The 25,459-nt window shown below is 62.9% G+C and carries 21 protein-coding genes and 2 pseudogenes; 15 read left to right on the top strand and 8 right to left on the bottom strand.

Going from position 1 to position 25,459, the window contains the following annotated elements:
* Positions 1–243 precede the first annotated feature (243 nt).
* Both E3O42_RS11095 and E3O42_RS18965 read left to right on the top strand, forming a co-directional pair.
* Complete coding sequence (locus E3O42_RS11095) at positions 244–2,058, top strand: APC family permease (protein WP_241984797.1); 1,815 nt, start codon at positions 244–246, stop codon at positions 2,056–2,058.
* A gap of 89 nt (positions 2,059–2,147) precedes the next feature.
* Positions 2,148–2,713, top strand: a pseudogene (locus E3O42_RS18965) (DUF6611 family protein).
* A gap of 496 nt (positions 2,714–3,209) precedes the next feature.
* Here the strand turns inward: E3O42_RS18965 and E3O42_RS11090 are convergent.
* Positions 3,210–3,419 carry a hypothetical protein gene (locus E3O42_RS11090; protein ID WP_166787971.1) on the bottom strand — a complete coding sequence of 70 codons (210 nt, stop codon included), beginning with the start codon at positions 3,417–3,419 and terminating at the stop codon, positions 3,210–3,212.
* A gap of 24 nt (positions 3,420–3,443) precedes the next feature.
* Positions 3,444–3,758: a hypothetical protein gene (locus E3O42_RS11085; protein WP_134453997.1), complete on the bottom strand. Its 315-nt coding sequence runs from the start codon at positions 3,756–3,758 to the stop codon at positions 3,444–3,446.
* A gap of 680 nt (positions 3,759–4,438) precedes the next feature.
* On the opposite strand from E3O42_RS11085, the gene E3O42_RS11080 reads away from it, so the two are divergent.
* From E3O42_RS11080 to E3O42_RS11055, 6 genes are read left to right on the top strand one after another with little or no spacing between them, the layout of a single operon-like run.
* A complete protein-coding gene (locus E3O42_RS11080; protein WP_103461949.1) occupies positions 4,439–4,528 on the top strand; it encodes a potassium-transporting ATPase subunit F in 90 nt (29 codons plus the stop codon).
* On the top strand, positions 4,529–6,202 hold the full coding sequence (kdpA, locus tag E3O42_RS11075) for a potassium-transporting ATPase subunit KdpA (protein ID WP_134453996.1): 1,674 nt from the start codon (positions 4,529–4,531) through the stop codon (positions 6,200–6,202).
* A gap of 2 nt (positions 6,203–6,204) precedes the next feature.
* The gene (gene kdpB / locus E3O42_RS11070; RefSeq protein ID WP_134453995.1) at positions 6,205–8,367 is read left to right on the top strand and encodes a potassium-transporting ATPase subunit KdpB; all 2,163 of its coding nucleotides are present in this window, start codon (positions 6,205–6,207) and stop codon (positions 8,365–8,367) included.
* Positions 8,368–8,399: 32 nt separating this feature from the next.
* The gene (kdpC, locus tag E3O42_RS11065) at positions 8,400–9,008 is read left to right on the top strand and encodes a potassium-transporting ATPase subunit KdpC (protein ID WP_134453994.1); all 609 of its coding nucleotides are present in this window, start codon (positions 8,400–8,402) and stop codon (positions 9,006–9,008) included.
* A gap of 3 nt (positions 9,009–9,011) precedes the next feature.
* On the top strand, positions 9,012–11,591 hold the full coding sequence (locus tag E3O42_RS11060; protein WP_134453993.1) for a sensor histidine kinase: 2,580 nt from the start codon (positions 9,012–9,014) through the stop codon (positions 11,589–11,591).
* Positions 11,572–12,273 carry a response regulator gene (locus tag E3O42_RS11055; protein ID WP_134453992.1) on the top strand — a complete coding sequence of 234 codons (702 nt, stop codon included), beginning with the start codon at positions 11,572–11,574 and terminating at the stop codon, positions 12,271–12,273. The genes E3O42_RS11060 and E3O42_RS11055 overlap by 20 nt, the downstream gene beginning before the upstream one ends.
* Positions 12,274–12,927: 654 nt before the next feature.
* On the opposite strand, the gene E3O42_RS11050 is transcribed toward E3O42_RS11055, so the two are convergent.
* Positions 12,928–14,907 (bottom strand): APC family permease, encoded by a 1,980-nt coding sequence (locus E3O42_RS11050; protein ID WP_134453991.1) that lies wholly within the window; start codon positions 14,905–14,907, stop codon positions 12,928–12,930.
* A gap of 313 nt (positions 14,908–15,220) precedes the next feature.
* On the opposite strand from E3O42_RS11050, the gene E3O42_RS11045 reads away from it, so the two are divergent.
* The 3 genes from E3O42_RS11045 to E3O42_RS11035 all read left to right on the top strand — a co-directional run bounded on the left by E3O42_RS11045 (position 15,221) and on the right by E3O42_RS11035 (position 16,296).
* Positions 15,221–15,547: a PepSY domain-containing protein gene (locus E3O42_RS11045; RefSeq protein WP_134453990.1), complete on the top strand. Its 327-nt coding sequence runs from the start codon at positions 15,221–15,223 to the stop codon at positions 15,545–15,547.
* A gap of 160 nt (positions 15,548–15,707) precedes the next feature.
* Entirely contained in the window at positions 15,708–16,046 is a 339-nt protein-coding gene (locus E3O42_RS11040) for a response regulator (protein WP_198414118.1), read from the top strand.
* Between the two features lie 55 nt (positions 16,047–16,101).
* Entirely contained in the window at positions 16,102–16,296 is a 195-nt protein-coding gene (locus E3O42_RS11035; protein WP_241984777.1) for a helix-turn-helix domain-containing protein, read from the top strand.
* A 30-nt stretch (positions 16,297–16,326) separates the two neighbouring features.
* On the opposite strand, the pseudogene E3O42_RS18550 reads toward E3O42_RS11035, so the two are convergent.
* Positions 16,327–16,553 (bottom strand): annotated as a pseudogene (locus E3O42_RS18550) (transposase); the annotation flags it as partial.
* 602 nt (positions 16,554–17,155) lie between these two features.
* Here E3O42_RS18550 and E3O42_RS11025 point away from each other — a divergent pair.
* The 4 genes from E3O42_RS11025 to hemG all read left to right on the top strand — a co-directional run bounded on the left by E3O42_RS11025 (position 17,156) and on the right by hemG (position 20,919).
* Positions 17,156–17,563 carry a hypothetical protein gene (locus E3O42_RS11025; RefSeq protein WP_134453988.1) on the top strand — a complete coding sequence of 136 codons (408 nt, stop codon included), beginning with the start codon at positions 17,156–17,158 and terminating at the stop codon, positions 17,561–17,563.
* A 203-nt stretch (positions 17,564–17,766) separates the two neighbouring features.
* The gene (locus E3O42_RS18540) at positions 17,767–17,898 is read left to right on the top strand and encodes a transketolase C-terminal domain-containing protein (protein ID WP_338144952.1); all 132 of its coding nucleotides are present in this window, start codon (positions 17,767–17,769) and stop codon (positions 17,896–17,898) included.
* 285 nt (positions 17,899–18,183) lie between these two features.
* A complete protein-coding gene (locus E3O42_RS11015; protein ID WP_338144948.1) occupies positions 18,184–19,386 on the top strand; it encodes a TIGR04053 family radical SAM/SPASM domain-containing protein in 1,203 nt (400 codons plus the stop codon).
* A 48-nt stretch (positions 19,387–19,434) separates the two neighbouring features.
* Positions 19,435–20,919, top strand: coding sequence for a protoporphyrinogen oxidase (hemG, locus tag E3O42_RS11010; RefSeq protein WP_166787970.1), 1,485 nt, complete (start codon positions 19,435–19,437; stop codon positions 20,917–20,919).
* 4 nt (positions 20,920–20,923) lie between these two features.
* Here hemG and E3O42_RS11005 read toward each other — a convergent pair whose 3' ends face one another.
* From E3O42_RS11005 to E3O42_RS10990, 4 genes are read right to left on the bottom strand one after another with little or no spacing between them, the layout of a single operon-like run.
* Positions 20,924–21,238 (bottom strand): hypothetical protein, encoded by a 315-nt coding sequence (locus tag E3O42_RS11005; RefSeq protein ID WP_134453986.1) that lies wholly within the window; start codon positions 21,236–21,238, stop codon positions 20,924–20,926.
* Entirely contained in the window at positions 21,231–22,145 is a 915-nt protein-coding gene (locus E3O42_RS11000) for a slipin family protein (protein WP_134453985.1), read from the bottom strand. The genes E3O42_RS11005 and E3O42_RS11000 overlap by 8 nt, the downstream gene beginning before the upstream one ends.
* The gene (locus E3O42_RS18185) at positions 22,142–22,843 is read right to left on the bottom strand and encodes a hypothetical protein (RefSeq protein ID WP_174844259.1); all 702 of its coding nucleotides are present in this window, start codon (positions 22,841–22,843) and stop codon (positions 22,142–22,144) included. Before E3O42_RS18185 ends, E3O42_RS11000 begins: the two co-directional genes overlap by 4 nt.
* Positions 22,843–25,260, bottom strand: coding sequence for a nitric-oxide reductase large subunit (locus tag E3O42_RS10990; RefSeq protein WP_241984776.1), 2,418 nt, complete (start codon positions 25,258–25,260; stop codon positions 22,843–22,845). The genes E3O42_RS18185 and E3O42_RS10990 overlap by 1 nt, the downstream gene beginning before the upstream one ends.
* Positions 25,261–25,459: the final 199 nt, after the last annotated feature.

Genomic DNA, 25,459 nt, shown 5'->3' with positions numbered 1-25,459 from the left:
AGCATCGGTATGCCCAGTCTCACACCGAAAAATGAACCGGTGACCCGATCCCGCGACGAAATCGGAGTATCTCTCTGTTGCTTGGCCGGGTGTTGGGTGGCGTAGTGTGTGCTCGTGAATAAACCGAGCTCTTCGTCCAGGAACATTCGGGCGTGGCTGCTACAGGACAGCGGCAACCGTCAGGGAACTCAGGAAGGCCCGCTTGCGGCCACGGTCGAGAAGACGCATTCCTGGTGGCGGGTGATGTGCTTGACCGGCGTGGACTACTTCTCGACCCTGGGCTATCAGCCCGCGATTGCGGCCCTAACCGCAGGGCTACTGTCGCCCATCGCAACCATTGTCCTGGTGGCCCTGACGTTGTTGGGTGCCTTGCCCGTGTATCGGCGGGTCGCTGAGGAGAGCTTCCGCGGATCCGGCTCCATCCAGATGCTTGAGAAGCTGCTGCCGTGGTGGTCCGGCAAAATCTTCGTCCTTGTGTTGCTCGGATTCGCTGCGACGGACTTCATGATCACTATCACCCTGTCCGCGGCCGACGCCACCGCTCACGCCATCGAGAACCCGTTCGCGCCGGCCTGGCTGCACGGCCAGGAGGTGCTGGTCACGCTGTTCCTGGTCACCCTGCTCGGCATCGTTTTTCTCCGTGGTTTCAAGGAAGCGATCGGTATCGCCGTTGTTCTCGTCGCGGTCTATCTCCTGCTCAACTTGGTCGTCATCGTGGTATCGATCGGCCACGTGGCCTCGAACGCTGTCCTGATCACCGACTGGTGGGCAGCGCTGACCGTGCAACACGGTAATCCGCTCATCATGGTCGGTATCGCGCTGCTCGTCTTTCCCAAACTGGCCCTGGGTCTATCGGGTTTCGAGACCGGGGTGGCCGTCATGCCCCAGGTCAAGGGGGGCCGGACCGACACTGAGGACTATCCCGCAGGCAGGATCCGCGGAACCAAGAAGCTGCTCACCACCGCGGCGCTGATCATGAGCGGATTCTTGATCACTTCGAGCATTGTTACGACGCTGCTGATTCCACAGGCCGCCTTTCAGCCTGGCGGGCCGGCGAATGGGCGGGCCCTGGCGTACCTGGCCCACGAATACCTGGGACCACTGTTCGGTTCGGTGTACGACATCAGCACCATCTGCATCCTCTGGTTCGCGGGTGCATCGGCGATGGCCGGCCTGCTCAACCTGGTGCCCCGCTACTTGCCGCGATACGGCATGGCGCCGCAGTGGGCCCGCGCAGTGAGGCCGCTCGTGCTGGTCTTCGTGGGGATCGCGTTCGTGATCACTATCGCCTTCCAGGCCAGCGTCGATGCGCAAGGCGGCGCTTACGCGACCGGGGTCCTGGTGCTGATGACATCGGCATCTGTCGCGGTGACGCTCTCCGCTCGCCGCAAACAGCAGCGCTGGCAGACCGTCGGGTTCGGAGTCATTGCGGTGATTTTGGTGTACACGACCGTGGTCAACATTGTTGAACGTCCCGACGGTGTCCGCATCGCCGCACTGTTCATCCTGGGCATCATGGTGACCTCGCTGGTCTCCCGAGTGCGTCGTTCCTTCGAAATCAGGGCTACCTCCGTCATCCTGGACCCGGCCGCCCACGATTTTGTGACCGGGGATGCTGAGGACTACGACGTTATCCGCATCATCTCGCACGAACCCGACGACGACACCGAGATTGAGTATCGCAACAAGAGCCGTGATGAGCGCCGGTTCGGCAATATCCCGCCGGGCTCACCGATCATCTTCCTTGAAGTGCACCCGTCTGACTCATCCGATTTCGAGGAAGACCTGCTGGTGCGCGGGGTGGCCAAGCACGGGTACCGGGTACTCCAGGTCACCAGCGGCAACGTGCCCAACACAATCGCGGCCGTGCTCCTGGAGATCCGCGACCAAACCGGTCTGATTCCGGAGATTTACTTCGAATGGACCCAGGGGAACCCGCTCGCCAACATGTTCAAGTTCCTGTTCACTGGCCTCGGTGAAATCGCACCAGTGACCCGTGAAGTTCTACGCGAATCGGAGCCGAACGCCAAACGACGACCGCACGTGCACGTCAGCTGAGACCTCCAACGATGAGTCGCAATGGTCAGGCGGTCCGATGCCGTCAGCGTAGACCGTAAGGAAGCCGTCAGGATTTCCGTCGTTGTTGCATGGGTTCCGTGTGGATTGTTCACGCCACGAGTTTCCGGGTCGACTCTTGTGAGGTGACTAGTGCGCGAACGCTCAGTTCCAGAATATGGCTTAGCCGGTGGCTCTCTCGTGTCCTTGATGGGCGGTGCAGATGGGGAGGCTGCACGGTCTCGGTCGGCCGGTATGGCAGCGTGGGCTACAGACTCGTGTTGTACCCGCCGGGGATTTCGACGCACCAACGTCGGTGGATTCGCTTGTGGCGTGGCTGGACAGTGCTGGACCTTGTGGGAGTTCTTGGACTCTTTGTCACGCTCGCCGCGGTTGGTGCGTCGAGGCTGGTGATCATCACCGCCTGTGTCGCGTTCTATTTTGTTGGAACTGTGGCCGTGGCCCGGTGGGCGGGCCCGGTCCGCCGGCAGGTGCTGGAGCTGACGGCGACGAGATCCAATCTGGTGCCCGATGGATGACCAGTGCCGACGTGGCGCTTGCGAGTGGCGTTTCATCACCCGCAGAGCACGAGACGGTGTGGTGGGACGTCTTCACGAACGCCCAGAAGCATCTCTTTTTGGCTCTGAAGGACGGGTAGCCACCAGTTCTCCTTCCAGGGGAGTTGGTGGGTCTCGTGGAGAGAGAGCAGGTTGTTATGGCCGAGAAGTACGCGGCAACAGCCGGCTGCTGAATTGGCTGTTCCGCCACGGAACGCCACGGTAATGCCAGATATGGGTCGAGCGGGCGGAGTGAGGCGCGCTGGTTGATGAGTTCTGCGAGCAACTCGGGTTGGTCACAGTCGGTGACCAAAAATGACGTGCTGGAGGTGAGGCAACCAATCGCACAGCCGCTGGCTCGGGAGTAGCTCTTGTCGAAGTCGGGACTTCAATCCCCGGACTGTAAGCGCGGGTGATGTCGCATTTATGCCTGTCGCTACGGCTCGAACCGCGCGGCGGCGGAAGGTCCGGCCCGGGATCGGGGGAGTCGCGAGCACGTTCGGAATTTGGCGAAGTCCCGCAGGGAGTCGACCTCGTCGCCCCGGAGGACGATCGAGGGCGCTGGGATCGGTGGCACCGCCAGTGCGGCGTGAACTCTCATTTCAAGCACGCGCGGGCGAAGGGGAGATCATCATCCGGATCGTCTGAACGCTCTTCCCCGAGCCAGCCTGGGTGACGGCTGTGTCGACGGGCGTCGCTGAGGGGTACGGTTCCTTCGCAGGGAACGGCGATCAGGTCACCGACGGCCACGTCGGCCGGCAGCCATACCCATTGCATGTCGTCCTTTAATTGCGGGCGAAGTTGCATGCGCTTGGTATGAGCCACGCTGCGTCAGCCGACGACACGTGCCGCGGACAGATTTGGGCGGCAATGGTCGAGCTCGGCGTCGACCCAGACGACGAGTCGCCGGTGCGAATCGGTGAACCCGGTCTCTTCCACTCGGGTGAGGAGCACCGTGATGAAGCGTTGCGATGATGTGGTCTGCTGTGCCCAGAGGTTACCGGCCGGGCCGATGCGAACCGTGGGCGTCTCGTCGCGGCTGGTTTGCACCAGTGAGGCTCCGTTGAGGACGTCGCGGAGGGCGACAACACCGGTACAGGGGATGGCGAGCAGGTCGCCTTCACGCAGGTCGTCGGGCAGCTCCATCCCGCCAGGTCACGTTGATGCTGTCCAGGCGCGCATCGATGAGGACCACACGGGCGGCGTCGAAGTTCTTCAAGACCGCTGTAACGCGAACGACGACGACCGCGGCGTCCTGGTAGGGCGATTTTCGCCCGTCGTGCCGGGGATAACGGCGGCAGCATCGATGTTGAGAGGATCCGGTAGCGTGCGCCGGAGGGACGGCATTATCGCGGTGAGCGTCATGAGCCGGACCTCGTTCCCAGATCGGTGGGTTTTAGGGGCTCCAATGTGGGGCTGTCAGGAGTAGTCATTCTTCAGTCCTAACGGGCACCCGGGTGCAAAACCGGCCCCCAAACGGAACCCATGCGGGAATGTCACGGAACCGAACGATACCTCTACGCAGCTACGGGCAATCGGGCCGAAGCTTCTTTGTGGACGGGCGAGCGCTGTGACATAGATCGGCGTTGAGCGTATGGATTTTGTTAGGTTCCATCGGCAGAGCGCATGGATACCGTTAGGGCCCGGTTTTCCGCGAAACCGAGGGTATCTAATCGGATGTCGTGCCGCTGCGGCATCCACGTTCCGCTTTCGGGTCGTGTCGTCCTTCTCCAGATGGAGTTACTTGTGCTTGACATTGTTTACGTGCTCGGCGTCATCGCCGTGTTCGCGCTTGTCGGCGTCATTGGCTGGGGGGTCGAGAAGCTGTGATCTTCTTTGACCTGCTTGCCGCGGCGTTGGCCGTTGCCGCTGTGGTGTACCTCGTGGTCGCCCTCGTGAAACCGGAGCGATTCTAGATGGACGTCTTCTTCGCGATCCTTCAGGTGGCCAGCCTGGTTCTCATCCTCGCCCTGCTGTATCGTCCCCTCGGCGACTACATGGCCCGCATCTACACCTCGCGGAAAGACCTGAAGGTCGAGCGGGGCTTCTACCGATTCATCGGGGTCGATTCCGGCGTTGAACAGACTTGGCAGTCCTACCTGCGCGGCGTTCTCGCCTTCTCGGTGGTCGGCCTGCTCTTCGTCTACCTTCTGCAGCGCTTCCAAGCAGTACTCCCGTATTCCCTAGGACTCCCTGCCGTTCCGGAAGGCCTGTCGTTCAACACCGCGGCGTCGTTCGTCGCGAACACGAACTGGCAGTCGTACTCGCCCGACCTCACTATGGGCTACACCGTGCAGATTGCCGGCTTGGCGGTGCAGAACTTCGTATCCGCGGCCGTGGGTATCGCTATCGCTATCGCGCTGGTGCGCGGTTTCACGAGGCGTGAGTCGGCGACGATTGGTAACTTCTGGGTTGACCTGACCCGGGGTATCTTACGGCTGCTCCTGCCTCTGTCGGTGCTCGGTGCGGTGGTATTGATCGCGAGTGGCGTGATTCAGAACTTCAACGGCTTCACCGAGATCACAACCCTCAGCGGGGGGATTCAAAACCTGCCCGGCGGGCCGGTCGCCTCGCAAGAAGTGATCAAGAACCTCGGCACCAACGGTGGCGGATTCTTCAACGCCAACGCCGCGCATCCCTTCGAGAACCCCAACGCCTGGACGAGCTTGTTCCAGAACGTGTTGATGCTGATGATCCCGTTCGCGCTTCCGCGCACCTTCGGTCGCATGGTCGGCAATCACAAGCAGGGTTACGCGATCCTCGCCGTGATGGGCACGATTTACGTTGCCTCGCTCACGTTCCTCACCCTCTTCGAGTTGAACGGTGCTGGTACAGCGCCGCAGCTTGCGGGAGGCGCCATGGAGGGCAAGGAACAACGCTTCGGCATCTTCGCGTCTACCCTGTTCGGGTCGACGAGCACCTTGACCTCGACCGGTGCGGTCAACTCGATGCATGATTCGTACACATCTCTCGGCGGCATGATGCCGATGATCAATATGATGCTCGGTGAGATCGCTCCCGGCGGCGTCGGCTCCGGCCTTTACGGCATGTTGGTCCTCGCGATCATCGCTGTATTTGTGGGTGGTCTGCTCGTTGGTCGCACCCCGGAGTACCTGGGCAAGAAGATCGGCCCGAAGGAGATCAAGCTTGCGAGCCTCTACATCCTGGTCACTCCCACCATCGCCTTGTTGGGTACGGCGTTGAGCTTCGCGATTCCCGCGGTGCGGGCAGACGTCGAGTCGACCTCGATTTGGAACGCCGGCACCCACGGATTGTCGGAAGTTCTGTACGCATTCGTGTCAGCGGCCAACAACAACGGGTCGGCGTTCGCTGGCCTCACCGCGAACACTCCGTGGTTCAACACCGCTCTCGGTGTGGCGATGCTGCTCGGCCGGTTCATCCCGATCGTCTTGGTCCTTGCCCTCGCGGGCTCCCTTGCCACGCAGGACAAGGTCCCGGCCACCGCGGGCACGCTGCCAACTCATCGGCCGCAGTTCGTCGGCCTCCTCCTCGGTGTGACGGTCATCATCACCGCTCTCACCTATTTCCCCGTACTCGCGCTGGGTCCCCTAGCGGAAGGGCTGCAGTAACCATGTCCACAACCACAACAACACCCGCTCTGACGCCGCAGAAATCCGACGCCCCACACGCCCCACGATCGCAGAGCGCGTTCAGCGCCGAGCAATTACTAGCCGCCGTGCCCGGAGCCTTTAAAAAGCTCAACCCGAAGCAAATGTGGCGCAACCCCGTCATGTTCATCGTCGAGGTCGGTGCAGCATTCACCACTGTCCTCGCCATCGCCGAACCGTTCTTGGGCGGCCCGGCATCGTCCGGCGGCTCTGCGGTGCCGGCGAGTTTCACCTGGGGCATCGCCGTTTGGCTGTGGCTGACGGTGCTGTTCGCCAACCTCGCCGAGTCGGTCGCCGAGGGCCGTGGCAAGGCGCAGGCTGACAGCCTGCGCAAAACCCGCACCAGCACCATGGCCCACAAGGTGACCGGGTACAGCCCCGACGACGACCCCGCAGCGACGACCACGCCCCTCCAGGAGGTATCTTCCGCTGACCTCCAGCTAGGAGACGTGGTTGTCGTGACTGCCGGCCACCTGATCCCCGGCGACGGAGACATCATCTGGGGCATCGCCTCAGTTGACGAGTCTGCAATCACTGGCGAGTCGGCTCCCGTGGTGCGTGAGTCCGGAGGCGACCGTAGCGCCGTCACCGGCGGCACTCGGGCGCTCTCCGACCGAATAGTGGTCAAGATCACCAGCAAGCCCGGCGAGACCTTCGTTGACCGGATGATCGGCCTGGTCGAGGGCGCGTCGCGTCAAAAGACACCGAACGAGATCGCGCTGAACATCCTTCTTTCCAGCCTCACGATCATTTTCGTGATCGTCACCCTCACGCTCAACCCGATCGCGTCGTACTCGGCGGCCGTGGTCAGCTTGCCCGTCCTCGTGGCCCTGCTGGTCTGCTTGATTCCGACAACCATCGGTGCGCTACTCTCGGCGATCGGTATCGCGGGCATGGACAGGCTCGTGCAGCACAACGTTTTGGCAATGTCCGGCCGCGCCGTTGAAGCCGCTGGTGACGTAACCACCCTGCTGTTGGACAAGACCGGAACCATCACTTACGGTAACCGCCAAGCCTCCGAATTCGTGAGCCTGGACGGTGTTGGCTCGGACGAGCTCATCCGCACGGCCGCGCTCTCATCGCTGGCCGACCCCACGCCCGAAGGGAAGTCGGTCGTCGACCTCGCTGCAGTGGAAGGCATCCACGTGGGTGAATTCGCGGTCGGGGACATCGTTCCCTTCACCGCGCAAACCCGAATGAGCGGACTCGACCAGCCCGACGGCGTGCAAATCCGAAAGGGCGCCGGCTCCGCGGTCATCGCCTGGATCGAAGAGAACGGACGAGTTGCCGGCTCTGTACTCGCCGACCTTGACGAACATGTGGAGCGCGTCGCGAACAGCGGTGGAACCCCACTCGTGGTCGCGGTGAAAAGCGCGACCGGTGAGGGCCGCATCCTCGGAGTTGTGCACCTCAAAGACATCGTCAAGGAAGGCCTGAAGGAACGTTTCGCTGAGATGAGGGCCATGGGCATCCGCACGGTCATGATCACGGGCGACAATCCGCTCACCGCCAAGGCGATCGCTGCCGAAGCCGGCGTCGACGACTTCCTCGCCGAAGCCACCCCGGAAGACAAACTTGCCCTCATCCACCGGGAACAGAAGGGCGGCAACCTGGTCGCGATGACCGGTGACGGCACCAACGACGCTCCCGCGCTGGCCCAGGCGGATGTCGGCGTGGCGATGAACACCGGCACCTCGGCCGCGAAAGAGGCCGGCAACATGGTCGACCTGGACTCGGACCCGAGCAAGCTGATCGACATCGTGCGCATCGGCAAGCAACTGCTGATCACCCGGGGTGCCCTCACCACGTTCTCGATCGCGAACGACATCGCGAAATACTTCGCGATCATCCCCGCCATGTTCATGGGAGTGTTCCCCGGCCTGGCCGTCCTCAACATCATGGGGCTGCATTCCCCATCGTCGGCCGTGCTGTCGGCGATCATCTTCAACGCCGTCGTCATCGTTGTCCTGATCCCGTTGGCCCTACGCGGCGTGAAGTACCGCCCGCTGAGTGCCTCGAAGATCCTTAGCCGCAACCTGCTGGTCTACGGCGTTGGCGGCGTCATAGCCCCTTTCATCGGGATCAAGCTGATCGACCTCGTCGTCGGTCTACTTCCCGGCTTCTAACCCACGCTCGACTTTAGAAAGAAGATCTCATCATGAGCTCACCCCGCTCGGGCATCCCGCACTACTGGGTCGCCCTCCGCGCCATGCTCGTCCTCACCGCCGTTCTCGGGGTGGGTTACCCGCTCGTCATCACCGCCGTCGGGCAGCTCGCCCTTCCCGCCCAGGCCAACGGCTCCACCGTAACCGTGAACGGCGACACCGTCGGATCCGCGCTTGTCGGGCAGTCCTTCTCCGACGCGGACGGCAACCTTCTGCCCCAGTGGTTCCAGCCGCGGCCCTCCGCCGCCGGCGACGGCTACGACGGCGGAGCCTCCAGCGGGTCGAACTACGGCCCCGAGAACGCAGATTTGATTGCGGCGATCGAGGAACGAAAGGCGCAGATTGCCGAATTCAACGGCGTGACCCCGGACGACATCCCCGCGGATGCCCTCACGGCGTCGGCTTCGGGCCTGGACCCGCACATCAGCCCGGAGTATGCGCTGCTGCAGGTCGAACGCATCGCCGCCGAAAGAGACCTGGCCGTGGAAGATGTGCGAGCTCTCGTCCAGAGCCACATCCAAGCCCGCGATCTCGGCTACCTCGGCGAGCCGACCGTGAACGTGCTGCAGCTGAACATCGCCGTCGAAGCCCTCAAGGCCTAGGCGATGAGACGAGGGCGGCTACGGGTGCTGCTCGGCGCCGCCCCCGGTGTCGGCAAAACCTACGCCATGCTCGAGGAAGGCCAACGCCTCCTCCAAGAAGGAAAGGACGTGGTCGTCGCGGTCGTGGAAACCCACGGCCGCGCTGCCACTGCCGCAATGGCGGAAGGTCTCGAGATCATCCCGCGCAGCACGGTCTCCCACCGGGGCGTTGTACTGACAGAGATGGATTTGGCCGCGGTGATCGCGCGGAAACCCGACATCGCCCTCGTCGACGAGTTGGCCCACACCAACGCGCCCGGCTCGGAGCACGAGAAGCGGTGGCAGGACGTGGAAAGCCTGCTGGATGCGGGGATCGACGTCATGTCCACCGTCAATATCCAGCACATCGAATCCCTCAATGACGTCGTGCAGCAAATCACCGGTGCGCCGCAGCGCGAGACCATCCCGGGCAAGGTGCTCCGCGCAGCGGACCAGATCGAAGTGGTCGATCTCGCACCGGAAGCCCTGCGCGCGCGCCTCGCCGATGGGCGGGTCTATCCGGCGGAACGTATCGACGCCGCACTCTCGAACTACTTTCGGCTGGGCAACCTCACCGCCCTGCGTGAACTCGCCTTGCTCTGGTTGGCAGACGAGGTCGATACCGCGCTGAAAAGCTATCGTGCTGAGCACGGAATCGACAGTAAATGGGAAGCCAGAGAACGCGTCGTCATCGCTCTCACCGGCGGCCCGGAGGGGGAGACCCTCATCCGGCGCGGCGCCCGCATAGCCGCGCGTTCCGCAGGCGGCGAACTCCTCGCGGTGCACATCACCAGCCAAGACGGCCTGCGCTCCGCTCACCCGGGAGCGCTGGCCCAACAACGAGCCCTTGTCGAGACGCTCGGCGGCACCTACCACCAGGTTATCGGCGACGACATCCCCCATGCGCTCGTCGAATTCGCGAAGGGAGCCAATGCCACGCAGCTAGTGCTTGGAGTCAGCCGCAGGAGCCGACTGATGGCTGCTTTAACGGGACCAGGAATCGGGTCAACGGTGATCCGTGAATCCGGCAACATCGACGTCCACATCGTCACCCACGCCGCGGCCGGGGGGCGCTTCACCCTCCCTCGTCTCGCGGGCGCGGTCACAATGAAACGCCGCATTGTTGGGTTCATCCTCGCCCTGATCGGCGGGCCACTCGTGACCTGGTTGCTCGTGTCGTTGCGAAGCCCAGAGTCAATCACCAGCGATGTCCTCACGTACCAGCTTCTCGTCGTCCTCGTCGCCCTGGTCGGCGGAATTTGGCCAGCCCTGTTCGCCGCGTTTCTATCAGGCCTCACGCTTGACTTCTTCTTCGTCGAACCGGTGAACACGATCACCGTCGATGAACCGTTGCACCTGTTGGCGCTCGTGCTCTACGTCGTGAACGCCGTCCTGGTCAGTTACGTCGTAGACCAAGCGGCGCGGCGCACCCGAGCAGCCAAACGCTCAGCAGCGGAGTCCGAACTTCTCGCCACAATCTCCGGAAGCGTCTTGCGGGGTCAAAGTGCGCTCCAAGCGCTGGTCAGCCGAACTCGCGAGGCCTTCAACCTCACCGGAGTTCGCCTGACCGCGGACGGGCGGATCATCGTGCAGGACGGTGAACCCACCCGCAACCACAAGCTCACAATTGTGCCGGTCGGGAGCCGTGCCACACTCGAACTCCACGGCGGGGACCTGCAGGCCTCAGAACGGCGGCTGCTTGCCGTGATCGCCGCACAGATCGACGCGGCAATGGAACACTCCGACCTCACCGCCACCGCCAACGAAGTGGGGCCGCTCGCCCAGGCGGACCGTGTGCGAAGCGCGCTCCTGACCGCGGTAAGCCACGACCTTCGCCGCCCTCTAGCCGCAGCTACCGCTGCTATCAGCGGGCTCCACTCAACCGATGTCACCTGGTCTGACGCTGATCGGGACGAGCTCATCGCGACTGCAGATGAGAGCCTCCAAACCCTCGCCTCACTCGTGACCGATTTACTCGACGTCAGCAGAGTTCAGGCCGGCGTACTTGGAGTCATGCTCGACGGTGTGGATGCGGAAGACGTGATTCTATCGTCGTTGGACGAACTGCATCTTGGTCCTAAAGATATTGAACTCGATCTCGATCCAGATCTTCCGGACCTCCTGGCAGATCATGGCCTCCTCCAACGGGTGGTTGTAAACCTCCTCGCCAATGGCGCCCGGTTTGCTCCACCTGGGACGCGAGTCCGCATCGCCACTAGCAGCTTTGGTGGCACCGTCCAGATTCGCGTCATCGACCACGGTCCCGGCATCGCCCCCGAACGGCGTGAGGAGATCTTTGTGCCCTTTCAACGGCTGGGCGACACGGACAACCTCACCGGCCTCGGCCTTGGCCTTGCCTTGTCAAAAGGTTTCACCGAGGGCATGGGCGGCACCCTCGAAGCCGAGACCACCCCCGCCGGGGGCCTCACCATGGTCATCGCCCTCCCCATAGCAAGCAGCGCATCCGGCCCTCCAGGCTTATCGCCGGGTGAGAGCTCATCGACCTCCAACCAGACCGACCCCGCATCCCAGGGCAAGGAGCGACATGAAAATCCTCATCGCTGACGATGACCCCCAAATACTCCGAGCCCTGCGCATCACCCTCGGAGCGCGCGGTTACGAGATCATCACCGCCGCCGACGGGACGGAAGCCGTCAACGCGGCGATTGCGCATCGTCCCGACCTCTTCATGATCGACCTGGGCATGCCCGAACTCGACGGCATCCAAGTCATCCAGGGTCTGCGCGGGTGGACCCACGCCCCTATCCTCGTAGTCTCCGGGCGAACCGGCGCAGCCGATAAGGTTGACGCGCTTGACGCCGGCGCGGACGACTACGTCACCAAGCCCTTCTCCATCGACGAGCTTCTCGCACGCATCCGCGCCCTCACTCGACGCGTCCCCAATCAAGAAACCGAGCCCGTCACACGAATCGCCGACATCACCATCGACCTTGGGGCCAAGACCATCACCAAGGACACACCCGGCGGAACTGACCTCATACGACTGACGCCGACGGAATGGCAGGTCCTGGAAGTGCTTGTCAGAAACGCCGGCAGACTCGTGTCCCGGCAAAGCCTCCTCACCGAAATTTGGGGATCCGAACACATCACCGACACCGGGTACCTGCGCCTCTACATTGCGCAGCTCCGAAAAAAGATTGAGCCCAATCCCGGCAGGCCTCGGTTTTTGCTCACTGAATCGGGAATGGGATACCGATTCCTGCCGGACCGTTCAGTGGGTGAATGAATCGCAGCGCAAACTCACTGGGCGGCCGTGGGTACCCGCGAACTACTCATACGTGTGGGAAAGGGCGACTTCGAGTTCCGTGCAGACGTTGCACACGCGATGTTGTTGTGTTGAGCCGACGTTCACATGCGATCACTGATTCAGCACAAACTTCCACACACGGTTTCAGAATTGCGATTGCAGCAGTGTGAACTGCACACGCGGTGAATCCTCCATCGCCCGACAAGGCCAGACACTCATTGGCGCAACGCTCGCCCACTCGATTAGCTCCGCGCACGCTTCTACACAGACGCGCATTCGCTCGCGGATTAGAACGGCCGTCATATCCATGTGCAACATGAGGATCACAGTAGTTAGGCAGGGAACACCACGCCCGGGTTCTTAGCCTCCAATTGCGACCTGTCTAAGGTGCCCACCGACCACCAAACCTGACGAGGCTAAGGAACACGTCGTTGCTCTTCGAAGGAAGCATCCACCGCGGGCAGAGTAGCGCCGACGAGGTGCGTCTGGGAAAAGAGTCTTTTCCTTGTGGGAGTGCACAGCACCAGCACAGATCCAGTGTTGAAGACCTAAAGCCGATGCACTACCCGCGACAAGGATGCCCCCTTTTCCTCCGTCAGGTAGATGGAGTGCGTCTCGACTTGGGTGTCGTATCTAGCCGCCCACGTGAACGAGAGGGCGATTGCGTGGGTTTGGTTCGCTCTCACGTAGGATCTCTCGAACCAACGGTGGGGTGTCTCCACGTCCAAGGAGTAGATAGCGGAACATGTGGATCAGCGGATTGCCTTCGGACCATTCAAAATATGCGTGAGGGCGCACACCTGTTGTGTCGCGGAGGGCTATCAGGATTGCAGCGATTGCGTTCGGTGCGGCGGGGCTGCTGGTGCGAAGGACACGGTACCCGTCGACCTCGATGCCTACGATCTGCAAGATTTCCCGGAACTCGGAGGGGTCGACGACCTCAATTTCGAGGAAGAGGATGTCTGCGGTGTCGGGGATCGGATTGATCCATCGTTGCTCTTCTTCTTTTTCAGCGTATTCGGCCTTGTCTCCAATCCCACGGCGGTGGGCGATGAGGTTAAGTGCGTTGTCGTGCTTGAGGGAATCGGTGATGAAGCGGCGCGCTTGCTCGTCGAATTCGATCCGATCCGCGCGAAGCTCTGTCGTGCGGGTGATGCGGGAGATAAGCGAGACGACGACGATGCCGAGGATGAACATTGCCGATATTGCTATGCCGTCGGGCTTCTCCCGAATGTTCTCGAATAGCGCGTACATCAAAATGGCGGTCAGGAGCGCGAACCCGATTCGGGCCATCGGGCGTTTGCGGCGTATGGCGGAGACAGTGACGGCGAAGGCGCCGGAGACCATCATCGCGAGGATGCCGGTTGCGTAGGCGCCCGCTTGGGCGTTGACGTCGGCGCCGAACCCGATAGTGATGATGATGCTGATGGCGGTGTACACCAGGACGACCGGGCGTACGGCGCGGCTCCATTCGGGTGCCATCCCGTAGGCGGGTAGGTAGCGGGGCACGATGTTGATCAGGCCCGCCATCGCGGAGGCTCCAGCGAACCAGAGGATTAGGACACTGCTGATGTCGTAGACCGTGCCGAAGCCGTTTCCGATCAACTCGTGGGCTAGGTAGGCGAGCGCACGCCCGTTTGCTTCTCCGCCCTCCTGAAACTCTTCCGCGGGGATCAGCAGCGTGGTCACGATGCTGCTCAAGAGCAGATAAACACTCATGATCACTGCGGCGGTGGTCAGGAGTTTTCGGGTGTTCCGAATCCGAGATTCCAGCCTCTCCTGTGGGGTTTTGCCGGTCGCGGCGATCAGCGGCATCATGCTCACCCCCGTCTCGAACCCAGACAACCCGAGCACAAGTAGGGGGAAGGCCAGTAGCGCTGGCACGAGGATCCCACCGATGCCTCCTCCGGTGGAGGCCAAGAGAGTTAACCAGTCGGCCACAGTTGACGGGTGGGCCAGGATGTCCGCCAGGCCAACGCCGATGACGACAGCGTTCAGGGCGAGGAATATCGCTACGAGCGGGATGGCAACGGTGACCGCTTCGGTGAAGCCCAGCAGGAAGACGCCGCCAAGGACCAGCAGGAACAACACCGTGACCGGCACGGCAAGCCCCCGGTATGCCTCGGGGATTAAGGGGTTCTCGAGCAAGTGCACGGTCGCATCCGCTGAGGAGAGGGTGATGGTGATGATCCACGAGGTAGCCACGAATCCCAGCAAAACCAGCACGAACAGCTTGCCCCACCAGAAGGGGAGCAACCGTTCGAGCATCGCGACGGAGCCTTGGCCGTTGGGGCTTTCCTTTGCTACACGGCGATACATCGGCAGCATCCCCAGGAGGGTCAAGGCCACAATGAGCAGCGTGGCCAATGGGGACAACGCACCTGCTGCTAGAGCCGCGATCGCCGGCAGGTAAGACAGAGTGGAGAAGTAGTCCACCCCCGTAAGGCACATGACCTTCCACCACGAGTGCGCAGCATCACGGCTTTCCGCACTTTCCGGGCCCACCGGTTGCACAGTGTCGCGCAGTAGCCACTTACTGAGGCCACCCGACGGCTTTCCATGCACCACCGGTCCCGGAACGCTTGCCGGCATGGCGAAAATCTCTTCAGTCATGTCTCTCGTTCACTTCTTCCTGGAGGCAACTCTGCTTCGCAACAACCTGAGTGTACGACGTAGAAAAGGCGTCTAGCGACGGTCGTCCGAATCGCATGGACGTACCGCTGTTCTCCCGAGAAAGTGGGCATCGGTGCGTATTCCGACTGAGGTGTGAATCATCAGGCTATGCCCGCCCGAGCAAGTGCGCGCCCGGCCGTGCGGAGGCCCGAGCGCGGACCACGGGGTACCGATTCAGGTGAGGTTCAGTACCAGGGGTTTAATCTGAGCGCGATGGACTCGCCCGAGTCCAAACAGGAATAGAGGAGGAATCATGAAACGCAGAACTCAACTCGCCGCTACCGGGGCGGTGGCCGCGGCTATCGTCCTGGCGAGCGGGAGCCTGGCCCTGGCGTCCAGCGACGATGGCGCAGATCCTAACGAATCAGAGACAGCCATCTCGGGACTCGCGTTGGAGAAGGCCAGTGAATCCGCGCTAGCCCACACGGGTGAAGGAACCGTCACAGGAACCGAGGTCAACGACGAGGAAAGCTACTACGAAGTGGAAGTTACCCTCGACAACGGGTCCCAGGTCGACGTGCAACTAGACGAACAGTTCCAGGTTGTTGAAGCCACCCCCGACAGCAGTACCGACGAGTAAGCCGCACGGGGTCGGGTTGCGCCTACAGTCCGACCCCGCGCTGGATGATCGTCCTGACGGCATGCGGAGTCGCAGATAAAAGTACTCGTCGTGGACGACGACGACGAGGAAGTCGCCGCGGCCGTGAAACGCGAGCTGGAAGCAGAGGGTTTCACGGTGGATGTTCGAATCGAACGGCATCGGTGGCTTATGGCGGGCAACAGAATTCCCCTATGACGTGATCATTCTCGACACCATGTTGCCAGGTCGAAACGGCTTTCTGATCTGCGCCGATCTTCGCTCGGCAGGTAACTGGACGCCTATCCTGATGCTGATTGCTAAAGATGGAGACCTCGACGAAGCGGAGGCTCTCGACACGGGAGCTGACCACTATCGCGGCCGTGCCGGCCTCGGATGTCGGCCCCAGCAGAGTCCGCTGGTGGAGCGCCCGAGGAAAGCGTGCCACTGTTCGGCTCACCGCTGGTGCACAAGCTCGCCCACGACCACCATCGCGACCTGACCCTGTCACGGCCCACACGGGCAAGCTCACGGTAGCGCCCACACACCTTCTGGGTTTGGACGCGAGAACGCAGCTCACCGCGAAGTTTCTGACCCAGCACGAGCTCGCCGAGCTTCTCAGATTGCCCGAGCGCACGCTGGAAGATTGGCGCCTGACCCGCTCGGGTACGCCGTACCTGAATCTCGGCCGGCACGTACGCAATGACGTTCAGGACGTGCTCGCCTGGGTCCAGGAGCATCGCCGTGGGTAAACCGCAGCTTCCCGCCGGTGAAGTGGGCGGTATAGATGCTCGCCCTCGTCGCGTCTTCAACGTCCGGGGCCGGGTGCCGTTGCGGTGGGTGGTGCGGTCGCCGGAGCGCTCAATGGGGCGGCGTCGATGAACGCGGTCGCTTCCGCATCGATCAATTCTTGGTAGAGGGTTTCGGTCGCGACGCGGATTCGGTCGGTGACATCGGTGAGTTTGAGTTCTCCCAGCAGGTCGAGCAGGGCAGAATGGTCTGGAGCCATCGTGTGGTGTCCTCGTCCTTCGCGGTGATCGCGGGCGCAATTGGCGCCATGCTCGGATTCCCGGTGGCCGACCCGATAGTCGGCATTCTCAGCTCCGGCGCGATCATCGTGCTGCTCTGGGGCACAGTCAAGCGCATCGGGCGACGGCTAATGGACGGCATCGAGCCCAACCTCGTTGACCGCGCGAATACCGCTCTGCTCGCTGTGCCGGGCATCACGACAGTCGACCGCCTGCATCTGCGCTGGGTAGGCCACCGGCTCCAGGGAATCGCGGGAGTCTCGATTGGCGCGTCCACGACGGCCGAGGCGGCCGCAACTGTGCACGAAGCACGCCGCATGGTGAACCAAGCGATGTCAAACCTCGAGGACTTCCTGATCGCTCAACATTCCCCAAGCATCTCGGTAAATTAGACGCTGACGAGGTCGAACTCGGATTGCGTGTCGATCGAAGCCCCAATAGGGTCCTGTTCGCCGCGCACATCCTCGATTACCTTTTCGCCGTAGGTAGCATGGCGTTAAGGTCTGTTTCCCCGATCGACAGGCCAGGTTCAATGCGGTGAAGAGAACGACCCAGCTTGGTCGGCATATCGGAGGTGCACAGAATGACGCAGACGAAAATAGACACCGAAAAGACCGCTGTTAAGAGTTCAGCGAGGACTAAAGCCGCTGAGAAGAAAACCGCTCAGAAGAAGGCGAATGCGGCTCTGGCCGGTGCTGAGAAATCAGTCAAGGCCGCCCGCAAGGCTGTAAAGGGCTCAAACAAAAAGCTGCGTAAGAAAGCGCTTCAACTGTCCAGACAGACCGAAAAACTCGCCGCGAAGCACGCGAATGCCACCCGTCAGCTGGCTGCGGAGGTCATCAAAGCCGATAGAGAAAGTGCCTCAGCCCCGAAAAACACCTCAGTTCGAAAGAAGTCCTCCGCTTCAAAGAGGACCTCTGCTCCGAAGAAGACCACGGCCTTGAAGAAGAAAGGGGCCCCGGCGACGCTCGCCAAAGCGACTAAACCATAGTCGTGGCCCCGAGCACCCCCGCCGACGCCAAGGCGATGATGCTCGCGGCCATCCGCGGCGACGACCCGGTGCTGGCCGCGAGGTCGCCGAACAACTCGCCGAGTCCGACGGACGCGACATCGAGGTCATCGACCTGCGGAGCCTGCGCCCGCTGGACCGCGACACCGTCGTGGAGTCCGTGAAGAAAGACCCACGCCGCCGTCATCCTCGAGGGCGACTGGCTCACCTACGGGATCGGCGCCGAAATCGCCTCGACCATCTCGGACGGCGCCTTCGACCACCTGGACGCCCCGGTTCGCCGGGTCGCCATGGCCGAGGTGCCGATGCCGTACTGAAGAGGGCGACGTACTCGTGGAGATCGAGACCGACAAGGCCACCTTGGAGTACGAGGCCTACGACGCCGGCACGCCGTCGGAGCAGCTTGTGCCCGAGGGGGAGCAGTCGCGATCAACGCCTCGTGAACATTCACCACGAGGTGCGGATTCGGGAGACCGCATTAAAACCGGAACTTCGTCCGAGATAAGAATGATGATCGTGCTAACAATTAGGCGGGCCTGAAAAGGCCTCGAGCAGAGGTTCCGCGGAAACCCCGGAGCAGCTCGAAACCACAGGCGCTTGCCGTGCCGGTCAATTACCCGGGCCGCATCCGTCTGGGTGAGGACTACCGCATGACCGAAACCCCGCGCAAACGCCCGGTGCGCCTGCTGCACCATGACGCCGCCGAGCGGCCCTTCATTGTTATCTGGGAGGTGACCCGGGCTTGTCAACTGGTCTGCACACACTGTCGGGCCGACGCCATCCGCACCCGCAACCCGATGGAACTCAGCACCGCGCAGGGCAAGACCCTGCTCGATGACCTGGCCGCATTCGGCACGCCCCGCCCGCTCGTCGTACTGACCGGTGGCGACCCCTTCGAACGGCCCGACCTGCCCGAACTCGTCGCCCACGGCACCGCGCTCGGCCTGAGCATGGCCCTCTCACCCTCGGTGACCCCGAAGCTCACCCGCGAGGTGCTCGTGGAACTGCACGACGCGGGAGCGAAGGCCATCTCGCTGTCGCTGGACGGGGCATCCGCCGCCACCCACGACGCCTTCCGCGGCGTGGACGACGTCTATGACAACACCATGACCGCCGCCCGCCTGGTGCGCGAGGTCGGCTACCGCCTGCAGATCAATACGACGGTCACCGCCGACAACGTGCACGAGTTGCCAGCCATTCTCAAGACTGTACTCGAGCTGGGCACCACACTCTGGAGCGTGTTCTTCCTGATTCCCACCGGGCGCGGCACACTGCTGCACCCCCTCACCGCCGAGCAGGAGGAAGAGGTACTGCACTGGATGCACGACGTTTCAGAGCTCGTGGCCATCAAGGCGACCGAAGCGCCGCACTACCGTCGCATCGCCATCCAGCGCGCCGGCGTGACAGACCTCGATACGGCGTTTCCGGTCGGCCCCCTGCGGGCCCAGCTGCGCCGGAACACCGCCGAGCTGCTCACCGGCGACGAACCGAAGCGGCGCGCGGCCCGACCCCCGATCGACGTCAACTCAGGCCGAGGTTTCGCCTTCGTCGACCACGTCGGCATGGTCTACCCCAGCGGGTTCCTCCCCGTCGCGGTCGGCTGCGTGCGCGACCGGCCGTTCCCGGAGATCTACCGGGACGCCGACCTGCTGCAAGATCTGCGTTCCCCCGACAACTTCGGTGGCCGCTGTGGCCGCTGCGAGTTCCGCGCGGTCTGCGGTGGGTCGCGTTCGCACGCTTACGCGGTCACCGGTGATCCGCTCGCCGCCGACCCCAGTTGCGTCTACGAACCGGCGCTCCAGTAGCTGCGCACCGGCTTGCTCAATCCAATGTCCGATCACGGAAGAAGAACAGTGTCAGAACGCACCCGGTCCGCACCCACCCGCGTCACCATCGTCGGCGCCGGTATCAGCGGCCTGACGACGGCGTACTTTCTGCACCGTCGACTCGGCAGGGACGCGCAGATCACGGTGGTCGAGGGTACTGACCGGCTGGGCGGCAAGATTGCCACGCGAACCTTCGCGGGACATCGGCTCGATACCGGCCCTGACGCCCTTATGGTGCGCGCGCCTGTAGCGGTGGCCTTGATCGAAGACCTCGGGCTGGCCGACGCGGTGGTGACACCGAACGGCGGCGGCGCGCGCATCTGGAGCCGCAATCGCCTGCGTTCGCTGCCGGCAGGCACGATGTTCGGAGTGCCAGGGGGACTGCTGCCGCTCGTGCGATCCCGGCTGCTCTCGCCGCTCGGATTGGCCCGCGCCGCCTGCGACCTGGTGCTGCCGCGCGGCCGGACGGCCTCGGCCGATCCGTCGGTCGGCGAACTCGTGCGCGCCCGGATGGGCGCCCAGGTCTTCAACCGTATGGTCGAACCCCTGTTGGGCGGCATCCACGCCGGCCGCGCCGATACGCTCAGCGCCCAGAGCACCGCTCCCGGCATCGCCGCCCTCGCTCGCACCCACCGCAGTCTCTACCTCGGTATGCGGCGGCGGCCCGCGCCTCCCACCGGCGGCGGTAGCACCGGGCCCTCACTCGTGACACTGAACACCGGGCTCGAGGGACTTATCAACGCACTCGCCGCCACGTTGCCGGGTGCCACGGTCCGGTGGGGCAGCGCGGTCACCGCGGTCAGCCCTGAACTCACGCTCACGGAGGAGCGGCCGGCCACCGCGTACAGGGTCGACCTCGACGACGGGAGCGTCATCGGCGCGGACGTGGTGGTGCTGGCCACGCCGGCCTTCGCGTCGGCCGGGATTATCGGTGCGGCCGCACCACAGCTCGGCGCTCTGCTCGGCGCGATCGAATACGCCAACGTGGCTACGATCTGCCTGGCCTACCCGCGGGCGGCTTTCCCGGCAGATCTCGCCGGTACCGGGTTTCTGGTGCCGCCTGAGGAGGGCCGGCTGATCGTCGGCTGCACCTGGTCCAGCCTGAAGTGGCCGCACCTGGCCGACGACGACGTGGTGCTGGTGCGCTGCATGGTCGGCCGGCACGATGATGACCGCTGGCTCACCATCAATGAGACAACGCTCGTGTTGCGGGTGCGCGCCGAACTGGGCGAGGCGATGGGGCTGGCCGGCGAGCCGCTTGAGCTGTTCGTGCAGCGCTGGCCGCAGGGAATGCCGCAGTACCTGGTGGGTCACCAGGCCCGGCTCGAGGCCATGACGGAAGCGCTGACCGAGCTGCCCGGCCTGTACCTGACCGGGTCCTCCTATCGGGGAGTGGGGCTGGCCAGTTGCATCGCCGACGCCCAGCGCACGGCGGATGCGATCGTCAGCGCCCGAATGGCTGCCCAGGATTCGGCGCGTCCGCGCAACCTTGGTGCTTCGCGCTCGGACTGAACTGTCACGGTACGTGGTTCGCCCTTATCCATCTCAAGGCACCCACGATGGCCAGAATCGCGCCGGCTCCGCCGACGATAAGTCCGAGGAACAGCCAGACGAACAGCGGGTCGAGTTCGGTCATCGATCCGGTCGATCCGACGATCGTGCCACCGAGGAAACCGGCCAACGGTGCGAAGACAGCGACAAGGGTGCCGAAGACGACAGAGCGGATGCCGCGGGTACTGGGCTGCCGAGGGGTCTGGGAACCGTCGCCCGCACCATCGGCGCTGGGCGCGGAGGCTCGGGCGGGGTCGACGCTGAGGTCGGGGTCACTCACGGTCGGACCTTTCGGTGGCATCGGAGGGGCGGCGGGAGCGTTCAGCAAAGCGTGCGCTCTCATCAAGAGGGGTGCCATCCTGTGACGCACCGGTATGTCTCTGGGCACCGGGGGACTGGTTCGGGGAAGCACTGCCGAACCGGTCGAGCATGTCGGGCAGCTTCTGCAGGAATGGCCCGATGATGTCGATCGGTAATGGGAAAACGACCGTGGAATTCTGGTCTGCACCAAGTTCAAGCAGGGTCTGCAGATATCGCAGCTGCAGGGAGGCAGGGTTTCGGCTGAGCGTCTCACCGGCCAAGCGCAATTCTTCGGAGGCCTGGAGTTCGCCGTGGGCATTGATCACTTTTGCTCGGCGTTCGCGTTCGGCCTCCGCTTCGCGGGCCATGGCGCGCTGCATGGCCTCGGGGATTTCGACGTCTTTGATCTCGACCACCGTCACGTGCACCCCCCACGGTTCGGTTTGGGCATCGATGCTGTGGGCGAGATCCTCATTCAGGTCTGCCCGGTGCGCGAGGAGTGTGTCGAGGTCAGCGCGCCCGACCACCGACCTGAGGGTCGTCTGGGCCATCTGCGAGGTTGCGACCGCGTGGTTTTCCACGGCCATGACCGAGCGCACTGGATCGGTGACCTGGAACAAAACGACCGCGTTCACCCTGGCCGGCACGTTGTCTTTGGTGATTACATCCTGAGGCGGAATCGTGAGTGTCACTATGCGTAGTTCGACCCTGACAAGTGTGTCGATTCCGAAGAGCACGAGGCGAGGGCCGGGCTCGCGAAGTGCGCCGATTCTGCCGAGCCGGAACACGATGCCACGTTCGTATTCGCGGAGGACCTTGACCGACGCGAGTGCATAGATCAGAGCCAGCAGCACAATCGCGGCGACGGATATCAGCACGGCCGTCATAGTGAACCCCCGCCGGGGTTCACATGCCTGTCGGAATCCGGCGGTCCCTTCTCGATGGTGACCGGTACAGGGCCGGTCCGCCGGGTGCTGGCGTAGACGGCTTTCCGGCGGCCTTCACGCAGTCCACTGGCCTGCGCCCCAGCGATGGATTCATCAAGACCTTCGACGGGAACATGGAGGGGAAATCCGGTGGGGGTGCGCCGGAAATGGGACCACAACGGCCAACTACCCAGTGCGACAAATACAACGGTCGCACCCAGGATGACCAACTCGAGCGGAGTGCGGGGGCCGAGCATCGTTGCCAGCGGCCAGAGCAGGGCGAGGACGACCACGGCGCAGGCGATACCGCGGTGGAATTTTTCTGCCTCTGAGCTCGGCCACGGGTCAATGTTCCGGCTAATTTGACGGCCGTTTTCGGAGGTCGTGCAGACGGATTTTAGTGGGCAGGCGTTACAGATACTGGGCGTGCCGCGGTATCGCATCACCCGGTTGTCGGGATCGAACGAGGTCGGCCACAACCATTGGTCCTCCGGACACACCCACGCGTCGTGGCGTGGATGGTAGGTGAACCCGCCGGTGTGCCACCGATTCGATTGGACTGCCGTGCGGCGGGCAGTCAGGTCGAGCAGGTGCGCCGCCACGAGGAGGAACACCGCGTATCCGGACCCGAGCCAGACAGCCGGGTCTATCGAGCCCATCAGCTGCTCCCGTTGACGTCGGTGCCTGTGCCTGTGCCGGTGCTGTTGCGGCGGTCGGAGCCGTATCGAGACGACGGCAGAGCGGGAGTGCCGGCGGGGGTGCCGTCGTCGACCGGAGTCTCTTCCACGAACAGCGTCTCTATGGGAACTTCGTGCGTGGTTGCCTTTATCCGGTATCGGACACCGAGCCAGGTGATCCACAGGAAGGGGAGAACGCCGCCGACGATGAAGATGATGTCTCCTGGCATTCGGAGCCACTCGAGGATCGCGTTGCCGGGTTGGGTGATGTATCCAAGTTCGCGGGCTTCGAAATAGCCGTCATTAATGGAGTGCCAGAGTTGGATGACGCCGAGTGGGAGCAGCGTCGCGAAGGTCATCCATGCCAGCCCGATGTTCAGCGACCAGAACGATATTTTGGCGAGCCGGTCGGGCCACCGCTCCGCCGGTATCAGGTATCGGAGCACAAAGAGGCCCAGTCCCACACCCAACATTCCGTAGACACCCATCATCGCCGCGTGGGAGTGGTTTGCGGTCAGGGCCGTCCCGATCTCGTAGTAAGACACAATCGGCAAATTGATGAGGAACCCGAACACGCCGGCACCGAGGAAGTTCCAGAATCCGACCGCGACGAGGAACATCACCGCCCAGCGGTGGGGGAACGGGGCGGAGCTTCGAGACTGTTGGCGAGATCCGAGCTGGAGGAAGCTCCAGGCTTCTATCGTCAGGAACGTGAGCGGGATGATTTCCAGGGCGGAGAAGAAAGCGCCCAGGGCCATGTGTTCTACCGGTGTGCCGGAGAAGTACAGGTGGTGCATTGTGCCGATCACGCCGCCCACCGAATAGAGGATCACGTCGAGGAAGATGAGTTGCATCGCGATCTTCCGGCGCACGACACCCAGCATCACGAAGATGTAGGCGACCATGACAGTGGTGAACAATTCCAGGAAGTCCTCTACCCACAGGTGCACGACCCAGAAGCGCCAATACTCGGCGACGGTGAGGTGGGTTTCCGTGCCCGCGAGCAGGCCAACGGCATAGAAACCGGGGATGGCGAGGCCCGCGTAAAAGAACAGCCACGGCATGTTGAACCGTGATTCCGACTTCAGCCGGGCACGGATACCGCGGAAGATGATCGCGATCCACAGGAACAAACCAACGACAAGGAGTCCCTGCCAAACTTTCGGCAGGTCGAGGTACTCCCATTGCTGGTCCCAGAACGGCGAACCCTTGGCCCATTCCACCCCGAATACGCTGAGTGCTTCGCCGGTGAATGAGCCGGCGATGACAAGCGCGACGGCACCCAGCAGCCCGTAGGCGAGCCAGTGCTGGCCTTTGGGCTCGCGCCCGGAAATGTACGGCGCGAGGAAAATCCCCGCGGCGAGGAACGATGCGGCTGTCCACAGCAACGCGAGCTGGACGTGCCAGGTGCGGGCGAGGTTGAAGGGGAGCAACTGGGCCAAATCGACTCCGAAGAAGCTCGAAAGGTCGGCGCGGTAGTGCTCCAGCGCAGCCCCCAGCAGGGCCTGACCGAGGAACAGGACGGCAACGACGAAGAAGAACCAGGCTGTGGCCCGCTGTCCGGGGGTGACCGCGACGTCACCGGGTTGTCGAAAAGCGAGGGCAGGCGCTTCGGAAGCGTGCCAGCCCATTTTCTGGCTCCAGCGACCGTAGAGGCCGAACAGCACACCGATTCCGACGAGCAGTGCCACCAGGGAGAGGCCGCTCCAGACAATCATGTCGGCGGTTGGTCCGTTGTCGACGAGCGGTTCGGACGGCCAGTTGTTTGTGTATGAGTATTCGTGTCCCGGTCGTTCCGCTGCGGCGGCCCATGCGGTCCAGGCGAAAAACGCCGTGAGCTCGTGGATCTCATCCGGGTCGGTGATCAAGTTGGGAATGAGCCCGTATTTAGTGCTCGGTTCCCCGAAATAGTCGGCGTAATGCGACTTCAGGTCCTTGAAGGCGCTGGCTTGCAGGTCGGTATAGGTGAGAGCCTTGCTGCTCGGGTCGTATCGGTTCGTGCGCATCATCTCGACAAGTTCGCCGTGCGGATCCTGCATGTCGGTGGCCTGCAAATCATCAAGGATGATATTCGAGGAGCGTCTCAGGTAGTCGGCGGTGTAATCCGGGCCGAGGTAGCCTCCGTGGCCCACAATGGAACCGTACTGCTGCAAGCCGCGTCGCAGAAAGATTTGTTGACCGGCCGTGATGTCGGCAGATGTGAAGATCACTTCTCCATCCGTGGTGACCGTCTCCGACGGTTGTGGCATGGAGTTGGTGTACGTGCGCAGAGCCAGAAAGCCCATCACGCAGAATCCGAAGATCATTACCAGAGCAGCGCCCTGAACCCAGACCTTGGAAACGAGAAGATCAGAACGGGGGCTCTTGTCCTTGGTGTTCCTCGGCGTTGCTTGGACCACGAGGTCCCCTCCAATTACACATGGAGTCCATGACACTGGAGAGGCCTGAACGGCATCCGCCCCAGCATTTGGGCAGATTAACAGCAAAAACGAAACTTCCTCAGATTGTAACGAGATGCTTGCGCAGACCGCAACACATTTTCACTGTCGATATCCGGCGGGATGAAAAGAACTCAGTTTCCTAGCGCGCCGGGAGGAC

Source organism: Cryobacterium adonitolivorans (assembly GCF_004402695.1).
Taxonomy (GTDB): Bacteria; Actinomycetota; Actinomycetes; order Actinomycetales; family Microbacteriaceae; genus Cryobacterium; species Cryobacterium adonitolivorans.
This window is presented reverse-complemented; position numbering and strand designations above follow the sequence as displayed.